Annotated in this window: 18 protein-coding genes; 9 read left to right on the top strand and 9 right to left on the bottom strand. The window is 65.4% G+C overall.

Annotated features, from left to right (window positions below; all coding sequences use genetic code 11):
* Positions 1–49: 49 nt before the first annotated feature.
* Positions 50–1,423, bottom strand: a complete 1,374-nt coding sequence (locus XalbCFBP2523_RS02645) for a formimidoylglutamate deiminase (protein WP_230599273.1) — start codon at positions 1,421–1,423, stop codon at positions 50–52.
* Between the two features lie 87 nt (positions 1,424–1,510).
* Here XalbCFBP2523_RS02645 and hutI point away from each other — a divergent pair, with 87 nt between their 5' ends.
* From hutI to XalbCFBP2523_RS02610, 7 genes are all read left to right on the top strand, one after another.
* The gene (hutI, locus tag XalbCFBP2523_RS02640; RefSeq protein WP_045765842.1) at positions 1,511–2,713 is read left to right on the top strand and encodes an imidazolonepropionase; all 1,203 of its coding nucleotides are present in this window, start codon (positions 1,511–1,513) and stop codon (positions 2,711–2,713) included.
* Entirely contained in the window at positions 2,710–4,254 is a 1,545-nt protein-coding gene (gene hutH / locus XalbCFBP2523_RS02635; protein WP_045765843.1) for a histidine ammonia-lyase, read from the top strand. Before hutI ends, hutH begins: the two co-directional genes overlap by 4 nt.
* Positions 4,255–4,336: 82 nt before the next feature.
* Entirely contained in the window at positions 4,337–5,215 is an 879-nt protein-coding gene (gene hutG, locus XalbCFBP2523_RS02630; RefSeq protein ID WP_045765844.1) for an N-formylglutamate deformylase, read from the top strand.
* A 65-nt stretch (positions 5,216–5,280) separates the two neighbouring features.
* A complete protein-coding gene (hutU, locus tag XalbCFBP2523_RS02625; RefSeq protein WP_045765845.1) occupies positions 5,281–6,948 on the top strand; it encodes a urocanate hydratase in 1,668 nt (555 codons plus the stop codon).
* A gap of 155 nt (positions 6,949–7,103) precedes the next feature.
* Positions 7,104–7,895, top strand: a complete 792-nt coding sequence (locus tag XalbCFBP2523_RS02620; protein ID WP_045765846.1) for a hypothetical protein — start codon at positions 7,104–7,106, stop codon at positions 7,893–7,895.
* A gap of 124 nt (positions 7,896–8,019) precedes the next feature.
* A complete protein-coding gene (locus XalbCFBP2523_RS02615) occupies positions 8,020–8,277 on the top strand; it encodes an acyl-CoA-binding protein (protein ID WP_012916218.1) in 258 nt (85 codons plus the stop codon).
* Complete coding sequence (locus XalbCFBP2523_RS02610; protein WP_012916219.1) at positions 8,277–8,906, top strand: TetR/AcrR family transcriptional regulator; 630 nt, start codon at positions 8,277–8,279, stop codon at positions 8,904–8,906. Before XalbCFBP2523_RS02615 ends, XalbCFBP2523_RS02610 begins: the two co-directional genes overlap by 1 nt.
* 78 nt (positions 8,907–8,984) lie before the next feature.
* On the opposite strand, the gene XalbCFBP2523_RS02605 is transcribed toward XalbCFBP2523_RS02610, so the two are convergent.
* Positions 8,985–9,383, bottom strand: coding sequence for a hypothetical protein (locus tag XalbCFBP2523_RS02605; protein WP_230595904.1), 399 nt, complete (start codon positions 9,381–9,383; stop codon positions 8,985–8,987).
* Positions 9,384–9,525: 142 nt separating this feature from the next.
* On the opposite strand from XalbCFBP2523_RS02605, the gene XalbCFBP2523_RS02600 reads away from it, so the two are divergent.
* On the top strand, positions 9,526–10,380 hold the full coding sequence (locus XalbCFBP2523_RS02600; protein ID WP_045765848.1) for a tetratricopeptide repeat protein: 855 nt from the start codon (positions 9,526–9,528) through the stop codon (positions 10,378–10,380).
* 135 nt (positions 10,381–10,515) lie between these two features.
* On the opposite strand, the gene gyrA is transcribed toward XalbCFBP2523_RS02600, so the two are convergent.
* The 5 genes from gyrA to ligA all read right to left on the bottom strand — a co-directional run bounded on the left by gyrA (position 10,516) and on the right by ligA (position 19,008).
* Positions 10,516–13,323: a DNA gyrase subunit A gene (gene gyrA / locus XalbCFBP2523_RS02595; RefSeq protein ID WP_045760762.1), complete on the bottom strand. Its 2,808-nt coding sequence runs from the start codon at positions 13,321–13,323 to the stop codon at positions 10,516–10,518.
* A gap of 208 nt (positions 13,324–13,531) precedes the next feature.
* Complete coding sequence (gene mtnA, locus XalbCFBP2523_RS02590; RefSeq protein ID WP_045764504.1) at positions 13,532–14,596, bottom strand: S-methyl-5-thioribose-1-phosphate isomerase; 1,065 nt, start codon at positions 14,594–14,596, stop codon at positions 13,532–13,534.
* A gap of 57 nt (positions 14,597–14,653) precedes the next feature.
* On the bottom strand, positions 14,654–15,367 hold the full coding sequence (locus XalbCFBP2523_RS02585; protein ID WP_052687859.1) for a DUF3011 domain-containing protein: 714 nt from the start codon (positions 15,365–15,367) through the stop codon (positions 14,654–14,656).
* A gap of 138 nt (positions 15,368–15,505) precedes the next feature.
* Positions 15,506–16,453 (bottom strand): EF-P lysine aminoacylase EpmA, encoded by a 948-nt coding sequence (epmA, locus tag XalbCFBP2523_RS02580; RefSeq protein ID WP_104629896.1) that lies wholly within the window; start codon positions 16,451–16,453, stop codon positions 15,506–15,508.
* Between the two features lie 38 nt (positions 16,454–16,491).
* Entirely contained in the window at positions 16,492–19,008 is a 2,517-nt protein-coding gene (gene ligA, locus XalbCFBP2523_RS02575) for an NAD-dependent DNA ligase LigA (RefSeq protein WP_045765850.1), read from the bottom strand.
* Positions 19,009–19,380: 372 nt separating this feature from the next.
* On the opposite strand from ligA, the gene XalbCFBP2523_RS02570 reads away from it, so the two are divergent.
* Positions 19,381–20,508 carry a pyridoxal phosphate-dependent aminotransferase gene (locus XalbCFBP2523_RS02570; RefSeq protein WP_045765851.1) on the top strand — a complete coding sequence of 376 codons (1,128 nt, stop codon included), beginning with the start codon at positions 19,381–19,383 and terminating at the stop codon, positions 20,506–20,508.
* A gap of 136 nt (positions 20,509–20,644) precedes the next feature.
* Here XalbCFBP2523_RS02570 and zipA read toward each other — a convergent pair whose 3' ends face one another.
* Entirely contained in the window at positions 20,645–21,367 is a 723-nt protein-coding gene (gene zipA / locus XalbCFBP2523_RS02565) for a cell division protein ZipA (RefSeq protein ID WP_045758113.1), read from the bottom strand.
* A gap of 57 nt (positions 21,368–21,424) precedes the next feature.
* The gene (gene smc / locus XalbCFBP2523_RS02560) at positions 21,425–24,928 is read right to left on the bottom strand and encodes a chromosome segregation protein SMC (protein ID WP_045765852.1); all 3,504 of its coding nucleotides are present in this window, start codon (positions 24,926–24,928) and stop codon (positions 21,425–21,427) included.
* Positions 24,929–25,020: the final 92 nt, after the last annotated feature.

Genomic DNA, 25,020 nt, shown 5'->3' with positions numbered 1-25,020 from the left:
CGGCAACCCCGGCATTCGCAGCGAGCACTGCGGGTGCAGATACGCATGCTCATGTATTCAGCAGCCTGTCGAGCGCATGCGCATAGCGCGCGGCGACCGCTTCGCGTTGCAGGTGACGGCCATCGTGCACCCATTGGCGGCCGTACCGCCAGACCGAACGAACCACACCGCCACGTGCTGCGAAAATCCAACTGTCCAGCCAGGCATCGTCTGCGCGTGCCTGCAGCGCCGGATGCGCAGCATCCAGCTCGACCAGATCGGCCCACGCGCCGACGCGCAGCCCCTGCTCGACCCCCAGCGCCTGCGCCGCACCCCGCGCCGCGCACTGGAACAGAAAACGGCCGCTGGAGAGCCCGTCGGCGCGGGTGAGGACGTTGCGACCGCGCAACGTCAAACGCTGGCCGTATTCGAGCAGACGCAGTTCTTCGGCCGCATCGATCAACACGTTGGAGTCGGAACCGACACCGATACGGCCACCGGCATCGAGGAAGTCAGGCAGCGGGAACAGCCCGTCGCCGAGATTGGCCTCGGTGATCGGGCACAGGCCGACCACCGCACCGCTGGCGGCGATGCCCCGCACTTCGTCGGCATCGACATGGGTGGCGTGGACCAGACACCAGCGCGCATCCACCGGCGCATGCGCGAGCAGCCACTGCACGGGCCGCTGCCCGCTCCAGGCCAGACAAGCCTCCACCTCGCGGGTCTGTTCGGCGATGTGCAGATGCACCGGGCCATCGCACAGCGGCAGCAACGCCGCCAGTTGCTCCGGAGTAACCGCACGCAAGCTGTGCGGGGCGATCCCCAGCACCGCATCGTCCAGTCCGCGTAAGGCGTGGCGACTGCCGTCGAGCAAATCGGCATACCCGTCGATATCGTGCAGCAAGCGCTGCTGTGCCGGGTGCGGTGCAACGCCGCCGAAATCGGCATGCGCATAGAACACCGGCAGCAAGGTCAGGCCGATGCCGCTGGTCTGCGCCGCCGCGACCAAGCGCTGCGCCATCTCGGCGCGGTCGGTGTAGGGCCGACCATCGGGCCCATGGTGCAGATAGTGGAATTCGCCGACACGGGTGAAGCCGGCTTCGAGCATCTCCACATAAGCCTGCTCGGCAATGGCCTGCATGCTATCCGGATCAAGCCGCTGCACAAAGCGGTACATCAACTCGCGCCAGCTCCAGAAACTATCGCCGCTGCGCCCCCCGATCTCGGTAAGGCCAGCCATGCCGCGTTGAAAAGCGTGACTGTGCAGATTGCCGAGTCCAGGCAGCGCGATTGCCATGCACCGATCGCCGGACACCGCCGCCACGCCGATCTCCAGCGCGGCGATCCGCCCGCCGCGAACGGCAATCCGCACATCCCGCGCCCATCCCTGCGGCAACAACGCGTGCGCGCACCAGAACCCGCTCGCCGTCTCGTTTCCGTCCACCGCTTGCTGCACCTGGGTCTGCACTGGACACCCTTTATCGACCGCAATATTGTATATACAAAATAGCCAACGAGCCTGCCCGCGACCATGCACTGCGACACGCTTTGGCACAATGCGCACCTGATGACGCTGGACGCCGAAGACGGCGGGTTGGGCCTGGTCCATGACGGCGTGGTCGCCTGCCGCGACGGTCGTATCGTCTACGCGGGAGCTGCGGCGAAATTGCCGGCTCCGCTGGCCGCGCAACGTAGCATCGACTGCGGTGGACGCTGGATCGGCCCTGGCTTGATCGACTGCCACACGCATCTGGTCTACGCCGGCAACCGCGCCGGCGAATTCGAGCAGCGCCTGCACGGCGTCAGCTATGCCGACATCGCCCGCGCTGGCGGCGGCATCGTCTCCACAGTGCGCGCCACGCGTGCCGCCGACGAGGACACCCTGCTCGCCGCCAGCCTGCCGCGACTAGACGCCCTGCTGGCCGAGGGCGTGACCACGGTGGAGATCAAGTCCGGCTACGGCCTGACCCTGGAGGACGAACTGCGCCTGCTGCGCGTGGCGCGGCGCCTGGGCGAACTACGCGCGGTGGCGGTGTCGCCGACGTTCCTCGGCGCGCATGCGGTGCCACCCGACGGCCAGGCGCAGACCTACATCGACGAGGTCTGCGAACGGATGATCCCGGCAGTCGCCGCGCAAGGCCTGGCCGAGGCGGTGGACGTTTTCTGCGAGCATCTGGCATTCACTCCAGCGCAAACCGAGCAGGTGTTCCAGGCCGCGCAGCGCCATGGGCTGGCGTTGAAGATCCATGCCGAGCAACTCTCCAATCAGGGCGGCGCGGCCTTGGCTGCGCGCTACGGCGCGCGCTCGGCCGATCACCTCGAATACCTGGACGCTGCGGGTATCGCCGCGATGGCCGCCAGCGGCACCGTCGCGGTGCTGTTGCCGGGCGCGTTCTACTTCACCCGCGACACGCAACTGCCGCCCATCGCCGCGCTGCGTGCGGCCGGCGTACCGCGCGCGCTGGCCACCGACTGCAATCCCGGCACCTCGCCGCTGACCAGCCCATTGCTGGCGATGAATCTGGCCGCGACGCTGTTCCGCCTGACCGTGGCCGAATGTATCGCCGGCTTCACCCGTGAGGCGGCGCGCGCGCTCGGACGCCAGGACCGGATCGGTCGCCTGCGCGCCGGGCTGAGTTGCGATCTGACGATCTGGGACATCGAAGAACCGGCTGAGTTGGTCTATCGCATGGGCTTCAACCCGCTGCATGCGCGTATCTGGAGAGGACAATGAGCGACAACGAGATCCTGCTGCGCCCCGGTGCGGTGAGCCTGGCGCAGTGGCGCGCCGTGTACCGCGGTGCCGGCCTGCGCCTGGATCCGGCCTGTGCCGATGCGGTGTTGCGCAGTGCGCAGACGGTGGAGGCCATCGTCGCCCGTGGCGCACCGGTGTATGGCATCAACACCGGCTTCGGCAAGCTGGCCAGCGTGCGCATCGAACGCAACGACCTGGACGTACTGCAACGCAATATCGTGCTCTCGCACGCGGCGGGAGTCGGTGCGCCGATGCCGGTGCCGGTGGTGCGGTTGATGATGGCGCTGAAACTGGCAAGCCTGGCGCAAGGCGCCTCCGGCGTGCGTGCGCCGACGCTGGCACTGCTGGAGGCGCTGCTGCGCCACGAAGTGATCCCGGTGGTGCCGTGCCAAGGCTCGGTCGGCGCCTCCGGCGACCTGGCACCGCTGGCGCACCTGGCCACGGTGATGCTCGGTGTCGGTGAAGCCTTCGTCGCTGGCGCGCGTTTGCCGGCTGCGCAGGCGCTGGCCCAGGCCGGGCTGCAACCGCTGTCGCTTGGCGCGAAGGAAGGCCTGGCGCTGCTCAATGGCACCCAATACTCCACCGCTTATGCGCTGGCCGGGCTGTTCGAGATCGAGCGGGTGTTCCAGGCCGCACTCGTCACTGGCGCACTCTCCACCGAGGCGGCGAAAGGCTCGGACACCCCATTCGACCCACGCATCCATGCGCTGCGCGGCCAGCCCGGACAGATCGCCACCGCCGCCGCGCTGCGCGAGCTGATGCGCGACTCGGCGATTCGCGATTCGCACCGCGACAACGATGTGCGCGTGCAGGATCCGTACTGTCTGCGCTGCCAGCCGCAGGTGATGGGCGCCGCGCTGGACGTGATGCGCCAGGCCGCCATCACCCTGGCGACCGAAGCCAATGGGGTATCCGACAACCCGCTGGTGTTCAGCGATACTGGCGAGGCACTGTCAGGTGGCAACTTCCATGCCGAGCCGGTCGCCTTCGCCGCCGACATGCTGGCACTGGCAGTGTGCGAAATCGGCGCGATCAGCGAGCGCCGCGTCGCCATGCTGGTGGATCCGGCGCTGTCCGGACTGCCGGCGTTTCTGACTCCGAAGCCCGGCCTCAATTCCGGCTTCATGATCCCACAGGTCACCGCCGCGGCGCTGGTTTCGGAAAACAAGCAACGCGCCTACCCGGCCAGCGTCGATTCGATCCCGACCTCGGCCAACCAAGAAGACCACGTGTCGATGGCCGCGCATGGTGCAAGGCGCCTGTTACCGATGGCCGAAAACGCGGCCAACGTGGTCGGCATCGAGTTGCTCGCCGCCGTGCAAGGTTGCGATTTCCACACGTCGCTGACCTCCAGCGCCGCGCTGGAAGCGGCGCGTGCGCTGCTGCGCGCACGCGTACCGACGCTGCAGGACGATCGCTACTTCCATCCGGACATGTGCACCGCCACCGCGCTGGTACGCGAGGGTGCATTGGCCGAAGCAGTCAGCATGCGGCTGCCAGACGTCAGCTCTGCCATCTGACCGTGCAGACGCGATTTTTTCAGTCGGAACGACAACCCCCATCGCAGCGAAAGCCGCTCCCGGATCAACCCCCGAGGCCCCGATGACATCCAGACCCGACTGGCTAAATGTGCACCGCGGTAATGCGCCGCTGATCGTCAGCTTTCCGCACACCGGCACCGAATTGCCGGCCCTGATGGCAGACCGCTTCGTCTCGCCATGGCTGGCGCAGCGCGATGCCGATTGGTGGGTGCATCTTCTGTACGAATTCGCCAGCACGCTGGGCGCTACCACGGTGCGCACCACGATCTCGCGTTCGGTCATCGACGTCAACCGCGATCCGGCCGGGATCTCGTTGTATCCCGGACAAAACACCACCGGACTGTGCCCGCTGACCACCTTCGACGCACAGCCGCTGTATCGACCCGGCACCGAACCGGATGCGGACGAGATCGCCGAACGGCGCGCGCGCTGGTTCGCGCCATATCACGCGGCGCTCGACACCGAGATCGCGCGTCTGCGTGCGCGACATCAGGCGATCGTGGTGTACGACGCACATTCGATCCGCTCGCGCATTCCGCACCTGTTCGACGGCGAACTGCCGCAGTTCAACATCGGCAGCGCCGGCCCGGACGGTGCGCTCGACGGCAGTTGCGCGCCCGCGCTGACCGACGCAGTCGAGCACGTATGCGCCAACAGCGGTTTCAGCCATGTGCGCAACGGCCGCTTCAAGGGCGGCTGGAGTACCCGCCATCACGCCGCGCCCGCGCAAGGCGTGCACGCGATCCAGATGGAGCTGGCCTGCCGCGGCTACATGCACGAACCGGAGACGATCTCACCCGCCACATGGCCCTCGCCCTGGCAACCCGCGCATGCCGCCGCGCTGCGTGCGGTCCTGCAGCAGGTGCTGCAAGCCTGCCTGGACTTCGCCAAAGCGCAGCCCAAATCGTCCGGACCGGTGTCGTTCGGTTGCGACCACTAGCCCGCCAACGCGCGTTCCCGTTTCCGTGCTTTTCCGCGTTCGCGCATTCGCCAGAGGAATCCAACATGTCCCGTTTCGACGCCACCCGCACCATCCATGCGCCCACCGGCAGCACCCTCACCGCCAAAAGCTGGTTGACCGAAGCGCCGCTGCGCATGCTGATGAACAACCTGCACCCGGACGTGGCCGAGCGCCCGCAGGAACTGGTCGTCTACGGTGGCATCGGCCGTGCCGCGCGCGACTGGGAAAGCTTCGACGCGATCGTGGAGGCACTCAAACGCCTGGACGACGATCAAACGCTGCTGGTGCAATCGGGCAAGCCGGTCGGGGTGTTCCGTACCCACCCCGACGCACCGCGGGTGTTGATTGCCAACTCCAATTTGGTCCCGCGCTGGGCCAATTGGGACCACTTCAACGCGCTCGACAAAAAAGGCCTGGCGATGTATGGGCAGATGACCGCCGGCAGCTGGATCTACATCGGCGCCCAGGGCATCGTGCAGGGCACCTACGAAACCTTCGTGGAAATGGGACGCCAACACTACGATGGCAGCCTGGCCGGCAAGTGGCTGTTCACCGGCGGACTCGGCGGCATGGGCGGCGCGCAACCGCTGGCGGCGGTGATGGCCGGCGCCGCCTGCCTGGCGGTGGAATGCCGCAAGAGCAGCATCGACATGCGCCTACGCACCGGCTATCTCGACACCTGGACCGACAATCTCGACGACGCCCTGCGCCTGATCGACGCATCCTGCAAGACGAAACAGCCGCGCTCGATCGGCCTGCTCGGCAATGTCGCCGATGTCCTGACCGAACTGCTCCAGCGCGGAGTGAAGCCGGACCTGCTGACCGACCAGACCTCGGCGCACGACCCGGTCAACGGCTATCTGCCGCAGGGCTGGACGGTCGAACAGTGGGACGCGCAACGCGTGTCCGCGCCAAAGGAGGTGGAACGGGCCGCACGCGCCTCGATGGCCAACCATGTCCGCGCCATGCTCGGCTTCCACACGCTGGGCGTGCCGACCGTGGACTACGGCAACAACCTGCGGCAGATGGCGCTGGAAGAAGGCGTGGCCAACGCTTTCGACTTTCCCGGTTTCGTTCCCGCCTATATCCGCCCGCTGTTCTGCCGTGGCATCGGCCCGTTCCGCTGGGCCGCACTGAGCGGCGACCCCGAAGACATCGCAAAGACCGACGCCAAGGTCAAGGAACTGATCCCCGACGACCCGCACCTGCACCGCTGGCTGGACATGGCCGCCGAGAAGATCCGGTTCCAGGGCCTGCCAGCGCGCATTTGCTGGGTCGGCCTGGGCGAGCGCGACCGGCTCGGTCTGGCGTTCAACGCGATGGTCGCCAACGGCGAACTGAAAGCACCGGTGGTGATCGGCCGCGATCACTTGGACAGCGGCAGCGTCGCCTCGCCGAACCGCGAGACCGAATCCATGGCCGACGGCTCCGACGCCGTGTCCGACTGGCCGTTGCTCAACGCCTTGCTCAACACCGCCAGCGGCGCCACCTGGGTCTCGCTGCACCATGGCGGCGGCGTCGGCATGGGCTTTTCGCAGCATGCCGGCATGGTCATCGTCTGCGACGGCAGCGAGGCCGCCGCCAAGCGCATCGCCCGCGTGCTGTGGAACGACCCGGCCACCGGCGTGATGCGGCACGCCGATGCCGGCTACGCCATCGCGATCGACTGCGCGAAAGACAAACAGTTGGATTTGCCCGGCATCCTGCGCTGACCGCCCTGCACGCCCGCGTACCTGCATGCGTGACGCGCCAGGGCCCGGATCCATTGCCTCGCCGGAAAATGGAATAGCCTTCCCTGCTCGCATATCGGCCCCTCAAGATCGCGGCCAGCGTGCCGAAAAGAGCTGCAACATCTCAAGGAGCCTGTATGGGCATCTTGGTCTATCTGACTCCTGCCGTGGCGCTATGGGCTGCCGTGGCGACCGCGTTCGCGCACGGCCTGTTTCAGCGACTCGGGCAAGCGTTTCGGCGCGATGCCAGCGCCCAGGAGACCATTGCGCGCTATCAGGCAGCCTTGACGCAACTGAAGGCGCAGGCCGCAACTCAGATGCAGGAGCTGGAGACCCTGCGCCACGAATACGAACTTATTCAAGCAGTTACCACGATGGAGGCGGAGACGGTTCCCGAAACGGAGCAGGAACCGGCTGCCACCGCGTCACCTTCGCCGTCGCAATCCCAGTCTCATTCCAAAACGTACACACCAAAATCCAGCATCACGCTGGCTCAGATCGACATCGCCGACGAGCTCGGCACCCTATTGGCGCACGTGGCCCGCGTGGCCCGTAGCATTCGCCGTTACAGCGCCTACAGCCGTGGCAACACTGGACCGGAACCGACCAACGCACGCTACGACCTGCACTGGCTCTCCGATTGTCTGCACAACCTTGATCAGGTCGGCCACGCTCTGGCGAGGAACAACATGGAGACGCTGACCGCAGCGTGCATCGAACTGCTGGAAATGTACGAACATTATCTGCGCGACGGATCCGGCTACAACAGCCGCGATACCTTCCAACGCCTGAGCAACCAGGTTCCACTGGCCGAAGTGACCGATGCGATCCGCTCCATCGCAGCCAAGGCCTCGCTGGCGCGGCAGGCACAGACCGCGCAGGAGCCCGATGCCGAACTCATGCGCGCCGATGCACTGCCGGTCATGTAACGCACACGGCTGCGGTACATAAGCGCACAGGAACAAGCGAAAGACGCCGTCCATTCCATGGTTTGCGTTGACCCGACCGTTCACCCGTGCTGTGATGCCTGCCGGTCAGCACCGAGCGACATCAATGGCAGACATCAAGGCGGCGTTCGAAAAGGCCGCCCATGACATCACACAGCGCGAGGAGCGCCCAGACAACGACACCCTACTGCGGCTGTACGCGCTGTATAAACAAGGCGCGGAGGGCGATGTGAGCGGCAAAAAACCCGGTTTCTTCGATTTCGTTGGCACTGCCAAATACGAGGCCCGGGCCAAGCTCAAGGGTATGCCCCAGGCCGAAGCGCAAAAGAAATACGTGGACCTGGTGAAGAAGCTGCTGGCCTGATGGCGCGCGACACCCGACGCCGCATCCTCGATACCGCTCTGGCGATGTTCAACGCGCAGGGCGAGCCTCACGTCACCACCAACCATATCGCCGACGAGCTGGAAATCAGCCCTGGCAATCTTTATTACCACTTCCGCAACAAAGACGACATCATCGAACACCTGTTCACGCGCTACGAGGAGCGCATGGACGCAGCAATGACACTGCCGGGCACCCGGTTGCCGGGGCTGGAAGATTTCTGGCTGCAGTTGCATCTGGTGTTCGAATGCATTTGGGATTACCGTTTCCTTTACCGCGACCTGATCGAAATCATTAGCCGCAGCCGACGCTTGCGCCTACGCTTCGCGCGCATCCTGCACCGTGCCGACGACAGCACACAGGCTGTATTGCAAGGACTGGCGCAGGCCGGTGCAATGCACGCCACGACACAAGAACGACGCTGCATCGCCACCAACGTGCTGGTGGTGGCAACCTTCTGGCTCAACTACGCCGCCGCGCGCGGCGAAAAGAACGAACAACTGGCGATTCGCCATGGCATCGCGCAGGTGATGCGGCTGATCAGCCCATTCCTGCGCGAGGCCGAACGCGCGCATCTGACCGCAATGACGCACGCCTATCTGGTGGACTGAGCGCGGCGTCTGCGCAACAGTGCAATTGCATGCCTGCGACCACGCGTGTGCCCGCTATAGGCCTGCGCGCCGCCCTCCTCAAGCCCTTCTTGTCTTAAGAGTTCTCTGCGGCGCGGCGACTGTCTTCATCGCCCTTTTCTTGGCGGTCGGCTTGGCCGCTACCGCTCGCTTGCGCGACATGGCACGCGGTGTCGCTTGCAGTCCCAGCTTGACCAGCACCGGCTGCAAGCGCGCTTCGACTTCGGCACTCAACGGCTGCACCTGACCGCGCAGCGCGGCCGCGCCCTCGCGCACGCTGTGTTCGGCACCATCAGTCCACTGCGCGATACGCGCTTTCAGGCTGGTCGCGCCATCGACTGCACCGCTAGCCGCCACAAGCGCGCGCCGATGAGTCAGCGACACCAGGCCCAAACCGGCCAACCATAGAGATCGCCGGGTCGGCAGGCCCGGCTCGGGAATAGCGGAACGTTTCTTCATCTTCATCGCCATCGCAGGTCTCCCGATGCCGACACGGCACCGTGAAATGCATGCTGGCGAGAGTGGCTTGAGTAAACACACTATCGCTTGCCAGCCGACGATGACGACGCCATGCTCGGCACAGATCACAGGAAAGCCACACATGGTCACATCCCAAAGCGCATGGGCTTCATTTCCGCACGACACCAAGGCCTATGCGTATCCCGGCGAAGCGTTGAAAAAAACCTGGCCCAAGCTGCATGCCGGCGACCGCGAACCCTACCCCGATCGGGCGCGTGCGCAGGCGCTGCTCGATGCTGCCGGCAAGGCGGGTAAAGGCCACGATGCGCAGGCATTGTCGGCAGCGCTGATCGAAGCGTGGCGCGCTTTCCACAACGGCCAGTTCGAACGTGCCTACACGGCCGGACAGGCGCTGGGCGTGCTGGGCGCCTCGGTGGCAGTAAAGGCCTTGGGCATCCATGCCAGCTATCTTGTCGCCGACGACAAGGACAAACTGCAACGTCTGCAACAGGCCGCCACCCTGGCCGAGGCGGCCATCGTCGCACTGCCGGAGGAGGCCAACAGCCACTATCGCCATGCCTTCGCGCTGGGCCGCTACAGCCAGGAGCTGAGCATCGCCAAGGCGATTAAACAAGGTATCGCAGGCAAAGTCCGCAAATCTCTGGAAACGGCGCTGGAACTGGAGCCCAAGCATGCCGAGGCGCACATGGCGCTGAGCCTGTACCACGCCGAGATCATCGGCAAGGTCGGCGCGATGATCGGTGGGCTCACCTATGGTGCCAAGGCCGCGAGCGCCGAGCAGCATATTCGGCAAGCGCTGAAACTGACCCCGGATGCGCCGATCGCACATATCGAACATGCCAACGTGCTGTTGCTGTTGCACGGCGACAAACGCGAGGACGAGGCCGCGGAGGCATTCGAAAAAGCCGCCACGCTCACGCCACGCGACGCGATGGAAGCGTTGGACACGGCTTTCGCGCGCAACCAATTGGAATAATCGCGCGCCAACGCGCACGCTGGCGATACTGGATCCCTTACCTGCCGGCTCTCAGCAGTCATCCGCCCAACATGACGGCGCCGGCAGTGCGCCGGCGCGTCGTGTCCTTCCCCCTAACGTCCCATGGGATCAGCCCTAGGGCGACGCGGTGCTGGCGACGTCGGTAACGCCGTCTTCGCCCGACAGCGGCTCCTCTTCGACCAGCGAACCGTCCAGGCGCTCCACGGCCTGCAGCTTTTCGCCCTTGGACAGGCGAATCAGGGTCACCCCCTGGGTATTGCGACCGACACGCGAAATCTCCGAGGCCCGGGTGCGCACCAGGGTGCCACCATCGGAGATCAGCAACACCTCGTCCTTGACGCTCAGCAGAACCGCGCCGACCAACTTGCCGTTGCGCTCGCTGGTCTGGATACCGATCACGCCCTGGGTGCCACGGCCCTTGCGCGGATACTCGCCAAGCGGCGTGCGCTTGCCATAGCCGTTCTCGGTCGCAGTGAGGATATAGGCGTCTGCATCGTCGGCCGTGCGCGTCTGTGCATCGGCTTCCGCTTCCTGCGCCAGGTCGGCATCGTCGGCATCCTCATCCTGGCCTTCGGCCGGCTCGGCCACGATCAGACTGACCACATACTCGCTCTTGGCCAGGCGGATACCACGCACGCCGCGGCTGCTGCGACCAGTTGGCTTAACCCCACCGCGGCTCTTGCGCCGCGCGCCGCGCGTCTCGTCGCCATCCTCGCCAGCAGCCTCATCGTCGGCAGCCAAGGCGTCGTCTGCCGCAGCCTCATCGACCGCCACCTCGTCTGCCTCCTCGTCCTTGGGCCGCTCGGAGAAACGCACGGTCTTGCCATTGGAGGCGAACAGCAGCACATCGCGCTCGCCATCGGTCAGCGCTACATCAACCAAGGCATCGCCCTCGTCCAGGTTGATCGCAACTTTGCCGCGCTTGAGTTGATAAGCAAACTCGCTCAGTGGAGTCTTCTTGACCATCCCCTTGCGGGTGGCGAAGAACACGTAGTGGCCGTCGGCGTACTCGCGCACCGGCAGGACCGCCTGTACCCGCTCGCCCTGCTCCAGCGGAATCCAGTTAATGACCGGACGGCCGCGCGCATTGGGGCCGGCCTCTGGCAACTGATACACCGGCAGCCAGAACACCTTGCCACTACTGGTGAAGGTCAACAACGTGTCGTGGGTGTTGACCAGCCACAGATGATCGATGAAATCCTCTTCCTTGGTCGCCGCCGCGCTACGGCCGCGTCCACCGCGACGCTGTGCGCGGTAGGCGCTGACCGGCTGGCGCTTGGCGTAACCGGCATGCGACAGCGTGACCACTACGTCTTCCGGCGCAATCAGATCGAGAATGTCCAGATCCTCTTCGCTATGGCGGATTTCGGTGCGGCGCGCATCGCCGTATTCTTCGCGAATGCTGACTAGCTCCTCACGGATCACTTCCAACAACACGTCGGGGTTCTCCAGGATCCGGATCAATCCGGAAATCGCCTCCAGCAACTGCTTGTACTCTTCGGTGAGCCGCTCCTGCTCCAGGCCGGTGAGGCGGTGCAGACGCATTTCTAGGATCTGCGTGGCCTGCACTTCGGTCAGCTGATAGCCACCAGCGCCCAGGCCAACCCCGCTGGGCAGATCGTCCGGGCGCGATGCTTCCGCCCCGGCCGCGCTCAGCAAGGCACCGACCAGACCCGGTTGCCAGGTTTTGGCCAGCATGCGTTCGCGCGCTTCTGTGGGGTTCGCCGAGGTCTTGATCAGCTCGATCATCTCGTCGATGTTGGCCAGCGCCACGGTCAGGCCTTCGAGGATGTGCGCGCGCGCACGCGCCTTGCGCAGTTCGAAGATGGTGCGGCGGGTGACCACCTCGCGACGGTGGCGGACGAACGCCTCCAGCAACTGCTTGAGATTGAGCAACTGCGGACGGCCATCGACCAGCGCCACCATGTTGATGCCGAACACCGACTCCATCTGGGTCTGCTGGTATAGGTTATTCAGCACCACGTCGGCGGCTTCACCGCGCTTGACTTCGATGTAGATGCGCATGCCGTCCTTATCGGACTCATCGCGCAATTCGCTGATGCCCTCCAGCTTCTTTTCCTTGACCAGTTCGGCGATCTTCTCGATCAAACGCGCCTTGTTGACCTGGTAAGGGATTTCGGTGACGACAATCGCCTCGCGGCCATTGTCCTGGATTTCGATCTCGGCCCTGGCGCGCATGCGCACCCGGCCACGACCGGTGCGGTAGCCGGCAATGATGCCGGCGGTGCCATTGACGATGCCGGCAGTGGGGAAATCCGGGCCGGGGATGTATTCCATCAACCCATCGACGTCGATCTGCGGGTTGTCGATCAGCGCGATGCAGGCGTTGATCGACTCGGTCAGATTGTGCGGCGGAATATTGGTGGCCATGCCCACGGCGATACCCGCCGAACCGTTGACCAGCAAATTCGGAAACCGCGTCGGCATGACCGACGGTTCCTGCTCTTTCTCGTCGTAGTTGGGCTGGAAATCGACGGTTTCCTTGTCGATATCGGCGATCAACTCGTGGGTGAGCCGCGACATCCGCGCTTCGGTGTAACGCATCGCCGCAGCGGAATCGCCATCGACCGAACCGAAGTTACCCTGCCCGTCCACCAACATGTAGCGCAGCGAGAACGGCTGCGCCATGCGCACCAGGGTGTCGTACACCGACTGGTCGCCGTGCGGGTGGTACTTACCGATGACGTCGCCGACGATACGCGCCGACTTGTAATAGGGCTTGTTGCTGTGCGCGCCCAGCTCGTTCATCGCGAACAACACGCGGCGATGGACCGGCTTGAGGCCATCGCGCGCATCCGGGAGCGCACGCCCCACGATCACGCTCATGGCGTAATCGAGGTAGCTCTTGCGCATCTCGTCTTCCAGGTTGACCTGGATGATTTCCTTGGCCGATTCTGCCATTCTGGTTCCGTAAGTCTGGTGGCGGATCGACCATAGCCTTCGGCCTGCGGCAAGCAGAGCTGCCGGTGCCGAACGCCGAGGACACGCCGCCGGCCGATCTAACCGCCGGATTCTATCACGACAGGCGTACGGATGCCCGGTTTTATCGGCATGGACAAGCACTTGCGCGCTTTTGCCGACACCTCTGGAAGGGGGACCCCTGCCGGATTCAGCCGCCGAAGGCCCCGCACATACGTGCCGGGTCCGGGCGCTCGATCACTCCGCGTTCGGTGACGATGGCATCGATCAAGGTCGCCGGGGTCACGTCGAACACTGGGTTCCAGGCGGCGATGCCATCGGCCACGGTACGCACGCCGCCGACGCCGAACAACTCGCCCGGGTCGCGCTGCTCGATATCGATCTGCGCGCCGTCGGCGGTGTCCATGTCCACCGTGGACGATGGCGCAACCACCATGAACTTGACGCCATGATGGCGCGCGGCGATGGCGAGCTGATAGGTGCCGATCTTGTTGGCGGTATCGCCGTTGGCGCAGATGCGGTCGGCGCCAACGATCACCCATTGCACCGCCCCGGTCTTCATCAGGTGCGAGGCGGCAGAATCGGCGATCAGGGTTGCCTCGATCCCATCCTGCTGCAACTCCCACACGGTCAAGCGCGCGCCCTGCAGCCACGGCCGGGTCTCGCCGGCGAATACCTTGGCGATCCGCTGCTGAGCGACGCCGGCGCGGATGACGCCCAAGGCGGTGCCGAAGCCAGCGGTCGCCAGCGAGCCGGTATTGCAATGGGTCAGCACTCCGCTGCCGGACGCGATCAGCCCGGCACCGAGCGCGCCCATCTTTCGATTGGCAGCCAGGTCTTCCTCGGCGATGGCCTGCGCTTCGCGCGCGAGCACGGCGCGCCAATCGCCACCAGCCCCGCCCAGCGCCTTGCGCATGCGTACCAGCGCCCAGGCCAGGTTCACCGCCGTCGGACGCGCGGCATTGAGCCGTTGCAGCGCCGGTTCCAACGCGAGCAACGCTTCGGCCCCAGTATCGGCTTGCACCGCACGCGCGGCCAGCACCACACCCCAGCCGGCAGCGATGCCGATCGCTGGCGCACCACGCACCGCCAGCGTATGGATGGCTTCGGCAACCTGATCGCTGTCGGTGCAGCGCACGTGCTCCACGACGAACGGCAATTTGCGCTGATCCAGCAGTTCCAGCGCATCGTCCGTCCACAAAATCGGGCGAATATGGTCGTAGCGTGCATAATCGATGGCGAGAGAGCGGTTCATCGCACCATTGTAACCGTCTGGCCATGGGCGCTTGGCGGATGCACGCGCGGGCAAGGTTCAGTTGACACTGAACTCCGCACGACACCCCTTGTCGACCCAGATGCCATCGCGGTCCCAGCCCCAACTGTCGTCCTGCACGCAGGCCGAACCGGAAAGTTGGCGCAACAACTGCACTGAATCCTCAACGCTGACTCCACAACGCCTGTGCGCATGACCTTTGGATTCGCACAGCACCACACGCGCACCGGGAGGAAAACCGGAGCCATCGCGGGCGCCGATCTCGAATTCGCCCCGGCAACCACGGGCAACCCAGATTTCGTTGCGGCCTACACCCCAACTGCGTTCTCTCTGGCAAGGCATCGAGGAGAGTTGCCGCATCAGCCGTACCGGCGCCCCATGCAGCATCACCGGACAACTCTCGACCCGACCACTGGACTCGCAGTGCAGCAGACGACGCATCACGCTGTGGTGCGGTTGTTCGGACGGAATGGAGAGAAATTCGGCACGACACCCCTGCGTCACCCACACGCCGGTGGCATCCACTCCCCACTCGCTGCCGCGAATGCAATCGTTGTCGGAAAGTTGCCGCACTAATTGCACTCCCTGTGCCGTGGGCATCAGGCAATGCGTCCAGAGCATGTCGCGCGATTCGCAGCGCACCACGGCCGCAGCATAGGCATCGACAGGCGCGTTCTGCTGCGCTTCCACGGACGACATGCTCACCGCCAATCCCAACCAACAGCCGCCAGCGAGCCCGTGAGACCATTTCATACTTGGCTACGCTCCTCTGCCTAGGTCCTGAAACATCGGACACCACACGGTGTGCATGCTAGCGCATACGCGGCCCGATCAAACCATCATCGGCATGGACAGCGCAATCACATTCCGATTTCGCCCATGACCATCGGTTCAGGCATGGGCGAAATCGTAAGCAAGTACCGCACCGATCTGCGTCGTGCCGCACATCGCCATCAACAATCGGTCCACGCCAACCGCAACACCGGCACAGTCGGGCAAGCCCGGCAATGCCTGCAACAATCGCTCGTCCAGTGGAGGCAGCGGCATGCCGCGCGCGTGGCGCACCGCGTGATCGCGCCGGAAGCGCCGGCGCTGCTCGCTGGCGTCATTGAGTTCGTGATAGCCGTTGGCCAGTTCGTAGCCGCCCAGGTAGAGCTCGAAACGCTCGGCGACCGGCGGAGCGTCATCGCGTACGCGCGCCAACGCGCACTGGCTGGCCGGCCAATCGTAAACCACGGTGATGCGATCGGCCGGGAATCCCGGTTGCAACCGATGGGTCATCAACAGGTCCAGCCAGTCGTCACGCCCCAGGCCATCGGCATCGATCCGGATCTCGCACAACGGCTGCTGCAATGCCTCCAGCGGCGCGACGAACGGATCCAGGCCCAGCGTTTCCAGAAACAGTCGCCGATAGCTGAGCACCTGCAACGACGCACTGCGCGTGACCAGGGCCAGCGCCTCGCGCACCAGCGCCACGGTTTCCTCGACCAGTTGCAGATGGTTCCAGCCGACCCGGTACCACTCCAGCATGGTGAATTCGGGATTGTGGCGACCGCCAGCCTCACCATTGCGAAATACCCGGCCCAGTTCGTAGCAATCGCCGACGCCGGCGGCCAACAGCCGCTTCAGCGGATACTCGGGCGAAGTGCGCAACCAGCGTAGTGCTGGACCAGCATCGACATGGCCACTGAAGCGGGTCTGGAAACTCTCGATGTTCGGCTCGGTATTGCCGGCCGCCGAAAGAATCGGCGTCTCCAACTCAAGCACGTCGCGGGCGGCAAAGAAACGGCGGATGCAGGCATTGAGCGCCGCGCGCAGACGCAGCGCGGCCAGGTCCACGTGCGTCTGCGTGACGGCGGCAGAAGACGCGAGCGAACTCACCCCTGCCCCTCGTGTTCGGCCAGGAACGTCAGCAGTTGCGTCTCGTCCCAGACCGCCACGCCCAGTTCCTGCGCCTTGTCCAGCTTGGAGCCGGCCTCGCTGCCGGCGACGACGAAGCTGGTCTTCTTCGACACGCTGCCGGCAACCTTGGCCCCCAAGGCTTCCAGCCGCGCTTTTGCCGCATCGCGGGTGAGTTGCGTCAGGCTACCGGTCAGCACGGCGGTCTGCCCGTCCAGCGGACCGGCGTGGCGTGTGGGTTGTTGCGGCGCGGCGTCGAGCAAGCGCTGCATCGCGGCCTCCGCATCCAGCAACCCTTGCCGCTGTGCAGGATCGGCCAGATAGGCGGCCAGATTGGCCGCGCCCGCCGCCGACAGTCCCGCGCCGATCCAGCCGCTTTCGTTGGCGCGCAGCAGTGCATCCAGCGTGCCATACGTGGCCGCCAAACGCTGCGCACTCTTGCCGCCAAGCTTGTCAACCGGCAGTGTGCCGAGCAGATGCGCCAGATCCAGGCGTTCGCGCAGTGCTGCAGGCGGACGACTTTCGTCGGCAAAACCGATTCCGGCTGCGATCAAAGCATCGACCACAGCGGCGTTGCCGGGCTGTTCGAAGAACGTGGCGATCGCACGCGCAACCTCGCCGCCGATGTCCGGCAGCGCTTGCAGCAGCACCGCCGGGGTGCTGCGCACGAATGCCAACGATCCCAACCAGTGAGCCAGCGCCTTGGCAGTGGTTTCGCCCAGGTGCGGGATGCCCAGCGCGAACAGAAAACGCGACAGCGTGGTGGCGCGGCTGGCATCGATGCCGGCGAGCAAATTCTCCGCCCACTTCGTCGCCAACTTGCCACCCAGATCCACCGCCAAATACCTACGCAGGAAATCGGCATGCCGCCATCCCGGCGCATGCTGCGCCAACGCGGCGTAACCGGCGGCATCGAGTACCAGCGCGCCCTTGCTCTCCTCCACTGCCTGCAACAGATCAGCGGCGCTGGCTGCATCCAGCGCTGCCTTCATCCGCACCAGATCTTCCACCCGCAACGCGTACAGGTCGGCCAGCGACTGCACGAAGCCGAATTCGACCAAGGCGTCGGCTTGGCGTTCGCCCAGGCCTTCAATGTCCAGTGCACGACGCGAGGCGAAATGGCGTACCGCTTCCTTGCGCTGCGCCGCGCACGCCAAGCCACCGCTGCAACGCCAGGCCACCGCATCGTCTTCCTTGACCAGCTCGGAACCGCACACCGGACACGCCGCCGGCATGGTCCACGGGAGCGTGCCAGGCGGGCGACGCGCTTCGATCACCCGCACCACTTCGGGAATCACATCGCCGGCGCGGCGCACGATCACCGTGTCGCCGACGCGCACGTCCAACCGCGCGATCTGATCGGCATTGTGCAAGGTCGCATTGGTGACGATAACCCCGGCGACCTGCGCCGGCTCCAGGCGTGCGACCGGGGTGGCGGCGCCGGTGCGACCGATCTGCACCTCGATCGCACGCAGCACGGTGGATTGCTCCTGCGCCGGGAACTTGTGCGCCAGCGCCCAGCGCGGCGCGCGCGCGACGAAGCCCATCGCCGCTTGCTGGTCGTAGTCGTCGAGTTTGTAAACCACTCCGTCGATGTCGTAGGGCAAGGCATCGCGCCGCGCACCGATGCGGCGAAAATAGGCAATCAGGCCATCGAAGCCGGTCGCGGTATCGGCCTCCGGCGCCACCGGGAAACCATAACGGCGTAGTAACTGCAAGGTCTGCGAATGGGTTTCGGGCAGTTCCAGGCCACGCACTTCGCCCACCGAATAGGCGAAGAACGCCAGCGGTCGGCGCCGGGTCACCGCTGGATCGAGTTGGCGCAACGAACCAGCGGCACCGTTGCGCGGGTTGGCCAGCAATTTTTCGTTGCGCTCCAGCGCGCGCGCGTTCCACGCGGCGAACGCGGCGCGCGGCATGTAGATTTCCCCGCGCACTTCCAGCACCGCCGGCATCGGCATGCCGAGCTCGCGCAACCTCAGCGGGACCGAGCGCACCTGGCGCAGGTTCGCGGTGACGTCCTCGCCGGTGCTGCCGTCGCCGCGGGTGGCGCCCTGCACGAACACGCCATCCTCGTAGCGCAAGCTGATCGCCAGGCCGTCCAGCTTCGGCTCGACCGAAAAGACGGGTGCGGCCAATTCCAGTTCGCGCTCGATGCGGCGCTCGAAGTCGGCGACTTCGGCAAAACGGATGCGGTCGTCGGCATCCTCGGCCACACCGGGCGTTTCGAACGCATTGGCCAGCGACAGCATCGGGATCGCGTGGCGCACTTCAGGGAAGCCGCTGTCCGGCCGCGCACCGACGCTGCGGGTCGGCGAATCTTCGCGCGCCAACGCCGGATGCGCGGCCTCCAGCGCCTCCAGCTCGCGCATCAGCGCGTCGTACTCGGCATCGGGAATGGCGGGATCGGCAAGGACGTAGTAGCGGTGATTGGCATCCTCCAGCTGACTGCGCAGTGCTGCGACGCGTTGCTGAGGAGTGGGCGTGGCGCTCATGCGTGGCAGGAACAGGGTAACGAAGAGAGGGGCGATAGTAGCGGGGACATGAGCAAGGCGGAACGTTGGGCAAGCCGGAACCCGCCATTCATGAGTCGGAAAAACCCGATGCCGCGCTTGGTCGACGTCATGCTGTCACTGCGGAGCACAATGCACGGCACGAGCGGCAATCCGGGTATGCAACTGTTTCATGTCTGCCCGCGCTGGCACATCTGTCGAAGCTCATTTCAATCACAGCCAGCCCGCTCGCGATGGCATGTGTCGCAGCGGCGTGGCAGAGATCCATGCGGATTTTGCGCCATGACTGCGTCTCGACATGCCCCAAGATGAATGGGAAGCTAGCGTCACCCAGTCCATCCTCTGGAGCATCCCGTGTCGTTACCGGTGTCGCGTCGCTCGTTTTTATCTCTCGCCACCTCGGGTCTGACGCTCGGTGCCGTGGGTCTGACCCCTGCGACCGAGGCGGCTCGGCGCAAGGCCGCTGGCGCAGAGGCAATGCCTGGCGTGATGCCGGCCACCGGGACGGTGTATCTGAACCTCAACGAATGCCCCCTCGGCCCCGCGCCTGCCGCACTGGAGGCTGTACGGGCAATTCTGCCGCGCGCCGGCCGCTATCTGCTGGAGTTACCCAACAGACTGGTCGCCGCATTCGCTGACCAAGAACAGTTGCCCAGCGACCACGTGGCAGTCTATCCCGGATCCAGCGAAGCACTGGCGCGCGCCGCACGCGCGTTCACCTCGGTGCGCGCTAGCGTGGTGATGCCGGATCCGACCTTCGAAGAGGTGGCCAATGTCGCCGCCGCGCAAGGCGCGCCGGTGCGGCGGGTGCCACTGCGCGCCGACGGCGCGCACGACGTCAAGGCCATGGCCAGCGCCGATCCGAACGCAGGACTGATCTATCTGTGCAATCCGAACAATCCAACCGGTTCGATCACCCCGCGTGCCGACATCGAATGGCTGCTGCGCAACAAGCCCGCTTCCAGCGTGCTGTTGGTCGACGAAGCCTATCTCCACTACAGCGAGCAGCCGTCGGTGATCGACCTGATCGACCAGCGCCAGGACCTGCTGGTGCTACGGACCTTTTCCAAGCTCTATGGCATGGCGGGCCTGCGCCTGGGCCTGGCGGCCGCTTCGCCAGGGCTGCTTGGTAAGCTCGCCGGCTTCGGCCACAACCCGGTGGCGATCACGGCGGCGGCGGCCGGCATCGCCTGCCTGGGCGATCGGCAACTGGTGCCGATGCGGCGCGCCGAAAACGCGCGTATCCGCGACGCCACCATCGTCTGGCTACAGAACAAGGGCTACGCCTGTTTACCGTCGCAGGCCAACTGTTTCATGGTCGACGTCAAACACGACGGCAAGGCCTTCGCGGCGGCGATGGCCAAGCAGGAGGTGATCGTGGGGCGCATCTGGCCCAGCTGGCCGAGGCGGGTACGCGTGACCGTCGGCACCGAGGCGGAAATGCTGCGCTTCCGCGAGGCGTTCATGCAGGCACGCAAGTAAACCCGACAAGGCAGGGAGACAGGGTCGGCCGCAATGGCGAATCGGTCGAAGGTCACGGCCGTTGCCGTTTCGGCAGCAAACACGACAGTGCCACGCACGTCTGTCGGAGAGCCAGAGGCCCACCGCCGCCCTGCGCCTACCAGCGCGGCGTCTTGGTCAGCGGCGGCGCTTGGTGCTGGCGATCATAGGCGCGCAGATCGTCGCGAATGTGGGCGATACGCTGACGGCCCAGCGCATTGCGGCTATCGTCCAAGACAACGCCGTCGAGCAGTTCGCCCATGCGCTGCACGGTCGGCAGCATCTTCTCCCAGGCATCAAGCGCGGTCAGCGGGGCCGGCAAGGTCAGGAAGAAGGCAATCGCCGGGGTCTCCATCTCGCGGATGTGAGCCATGTCGAAACTGCCCGGCTTCATGATGCTAGCCATGCTGAAGATGGGACCTCGCTCGGGATGGCCTTCGACCAGACGGTGGAACACGTTCATATGCCCGAACACCAGCCCGGTCTTCTCGGCGGCGACCACGATGTCCTCGCCGCGCAGCATCTGGCCGGCGCGCGCGGCGACGTAGAGCGAAACGATCTTGTCGAAATCCTGGCTCGGCCGTTTGCCGAGTTCGGTCCCGAGCGATTCGACAGCGGGCAGACCCAATTCGGGCTGGCGCGCCTGACCATCCAGGCCAGGATCGGCATCGGACAGCGCGGTGTCGCCGAGGGAGGGCTCACGCCGCGAATTGGCTGGATCGGTCGCTTCCACGCGCCGGCCCTGGCTCGGTTTTTTCGGTCGACCGAACACAAAGATCGCCGCAATCAACAGCAAACCCGCGGCGAGGATGCCGATGCGTAGCATTGCCATGTCGGACATTCAGGGGGTACTCCGGCAAGGGTGCACAGAAATATAAAGTCGCTTTAGCATCTCACGTCAGGCCGCGCCCGCCAAACGCGCGGCCTCTTCCAGGTCCACGCTGACCAGACGGCTGACGCCCGGTTCGCGCATGGTCACACCGCTGAGCTGGTGCGCCGCTTCCATCGTCGCCTTATTGTGGCTGACGAACAGAAACTGCACTTTTTCGCTCATTTCCTTGACCATCGCCGCCAGGCGGCCGACGTTGGCCTCGTCCAGTGGCGCGTCGACCTCGTCGAGCAGGCAGAACGGCGCGGGATTGAGCTGGAAGATCGCGAACACCAACGCCACGGCGGTCATCGCCTTCTCCCCACCGGACAACAGCGAGATGCTGGACACCCGCTTGCCCGGCGGCCGCGCCATGATCGACACGCCAGTGTCGAGCAGGTCTTCGCCGGTGAGTTCCAGATAGGCATGGCCGCCGCCGAACAGGCGGGGATACAGCGCCTGCACGCCGGAATTGACCCGGTCGAAGGTGTCCTTGAAGCGGCCACGGGTCTCGCGGTCGATCTTGCGGATTGCTTCTTCAAGCGTTTCCAGCGCAGTATTCAGATCCACATCCTGCGCTTGCAGATACTCGGCACGCTGCGCGGCCTCGCCGTATTCGCTGATCGCCGCCAGGTTGACCGGTTCCAGCCGGCGCATGCGCGCATCGATCTGCTGCACCGCCTGGTCCCATTCGCTCGGATCGGCGTGTTCGGGCAGGCCATTGATGACGTCCTCGAGCACGAAGCCGGCCTTGACCACCGCCGCCGACAGTTGTTCGGCATTGAGCACCAGTGCCTGCTGATCGAGCCGGCGTTGGGCGATGCGCTCGCGCTGGGCCAAGGCGTGTTCGTCGCGCTGTTGGCGGGTCTGCTCCAGCCCACGCAGCTCATTGTCGATCCCATCCAACTGCGCGCGCGCCTCGCCCAGCATGCGGTCGGTGCGCACGCGCTCGCTCAGCGCGGCCTGGTGTTCGGCTTGCAGCGCCTGCACAGGCGAATCGCCTTCGTTGAGTTGTGCGCTGAGTTCGCCCAGCCGTGTATCCAATTGCCCACGCTGGTTGCCCATGCGCTCCAGCGCCTGGCTGAGCGCCGCGATCTGGGTACGCTGCGATTCCAACGTCAGCGCCAGCGCGTGCGAGGCCTCGCGTACCCGGCGAGCGGCGTCGCGGGCCAAATCGCGCGCTTCGGTGAGCTGGCGGCGCTCGCTTTCCAGCGCCTGCCGGAGCGACTCCAGGTCGCCCATGCTGGTGACCGCGTCCTCCAGCTTGGAACGCGCCTGGCGCGCCTGCGTGCGGCTGCTGTCCAGGGTTTCCAGCAACTGTGCAATTTCGATCTCGATCCGTTCAATGCGGGTGCGCGCGGCATCGACCTTGCCTTGCTGGCTCTGCAATTGCCCGGCCAACTCGGAGACGCTGCGATGGGTCAGGTACAACTGGCGCTGCGCATCCTCGCGCTGCTGCTCGCCAGCCAGCAACTGATCGCGCATATCCGCCAGACGCCGCTCCAATTCGGCTTCGCGCTCCTGCAACGCGTCGATCTGGCCGCGCAAGGTCTGGATCTCGCGTTCGCGCAGCAACGCGCCCTGCTTGGCCGCGCCGGAGCGCGACACATGCAACCAGCCCTGCCCCAGACGCGCGCCATCGCGGGTGACGATCGCATCGCCTTCGCTGAGCTGCGGCAACAGCGCGCGCGCGGCGACCAGGTCCTCCGCCGCGTGCAGACGCGCCAGCAGCCGACGGATCGCCAGTGGTCCCTGCACCTTGGATGCCAAGGAGGTGGGGGCAAATTGCGCGGCGCTTGCGTCATCGCTGACCAAGGCAATGCGGCCTTCGCCGAGTTCGCTCAACGCATCGACCAAGGTCTCCGGCGCCTCCACCAGCACGCCCTCGATCAACTGCCCGAGCGCGCCCTCGACCGCGTTCTCCCAACCGCTTTCGACGCTGAGCCGTTCGCCCACGCGCGCCGCCGAATCCAGCCCGCGCGCCTGTAGCCACGCCAGCGCGGCGCCCTGTTCCTGACCCAACGCGGCCTGCTGCAGGGTTTCCAGCGACGACAAGCGACCGCGCGCGGCCTGCGCCTGCTTGCGCACTTCGGCCAGTTCCGTCTGCGCGGTGCGCTGCTGCTCCTGCAACGCCGCCACCGCTTGCTTGCGCGCCTCGACCTGCTCATTCAGACCATCCAGGGCGGCACGCTGGGTCTCGTGCTGTAATTGCAGTTGCTCGAAAGCCTCCGCCAGCGCATCCAGGTCCAACCCGGCGCGTTCGGCCATCAAGGCTTCGCGGCGGCGCTCGGCCTCCAGCGACTGTCGGTCCAGATAATCGACACGGGTGCGCTCCACCTCGCCAGCACGCGAGGCCTCGGCGGTATGCCGTTGGTGCGATTCCCAACGCTGCTGCCAGTCGGCCAGACGCGCTTCGGCATCGCGCAGGGCGTCCTGCTTGTACGTGTTGTCTTCCTGCAGCTGCTCCAACTGTGGGCCGGCGACATCCACCGATTCGCGCAGCAACGCCAGCTTGGCCTCATCGCTGCCGATGTGCTGACCGAGTTCGGACAGCGCCAGTTGCGCCTCGTCGCGCGCTTTGTGCAGGCGTTGCGACAAATCGCGTTGATGTTGGATCTGCTGTTCGATCCGGGCCAGCGTACTGCCGACCTTGTATACCTCGGCTTGCGCGGTGCTGAGCGCTTCGGCGGCTTCTTCGCGGCGCACGCGCCCGGTCTCGATGCGCGCTTCGGCATCGCGTTGCTCGGCGATCAGTTGCTGCAGCCGGGTTTCTTCCTGATCCAGCGCCTCGCGCAAACCCTGCAGGCGTCCGTCCAGGCCGCGGTATTCCAGTGCTTTCCACTGCGCATCCTTGATCCGTCGCTCTTCCTGCAATGCCTGGTATTGCTCGGCCTGACGCGCCTGGCGCTTGAGATGTTCGAGTTGCTTGCCGATCTCCTCGCGCAGGTCGCTCAGGCGCTCGAGATTCTCGCGGGTGTGGCGGATGCGAGTCTCGGTTTCCTTGCGCCGCTCCTTGTATTTGGAGATGCCGGCGGCTTCTTCCAAGTACACGCGCAAGTCTTCCGGGCGCGCCTCGATGATCTGGCTGATCATGCCCTGTTCGATGATCGAGTAGCTGCGCGGCCCCAGGCCGGTGCCCAGGAACAGATCGGTGATATCGCGGCGGCGGCACTTGGTGCCATTGAGCGAGTAACTGCTGCTGCCGTCGCGGCTGACCTGACGCTTGACCGAGATTTCGTTGAACGCGGCGTACTCGCCAGCGATGGTGCGATCGGAATTATCGAAGATCAACTCGACCGTGGCCTGCGACACCGGTTTGCGGGCCGAGGAGCCGGAAAAGATCACGTCGGTCAGCGAATCGCCGCGCAGCCGGCTGGCCGAACTTTCGCCCATCACCCAGCGTACCGCGTCGATGATGTTCGACTTGCCGCAGCCATTCGGACCGACGATGCCGGTCATATTGGTCGGCAGGTGCAGCGTGGTCGGATCGACGAAGGACTTGAAGCCGGACAGCTTGATGGTCGACAGGCGCATGAGGCGGGGAATCCATGGCAAGCGCTGCCGGCATCCCGACACGCGCTGCCGCTAATGAAAATCCAGGTGAAGTCCTACGTCCAACCGATTGA

The sequence above is a fragment of the Xanthomonas albilineans genome (assembly GCF_002939705.1).
Taxonomy (GTDB): Bacteria; Pseudomonadota; Gammaproteobacteria; order Xanthomonadales; family Xanthomonadaceae; genus Xanthomonas_A; species Xanthomonas_A albilineans.
This window is presented reverse-complemented; position numbering and strand designations above follow the sequence as displayed.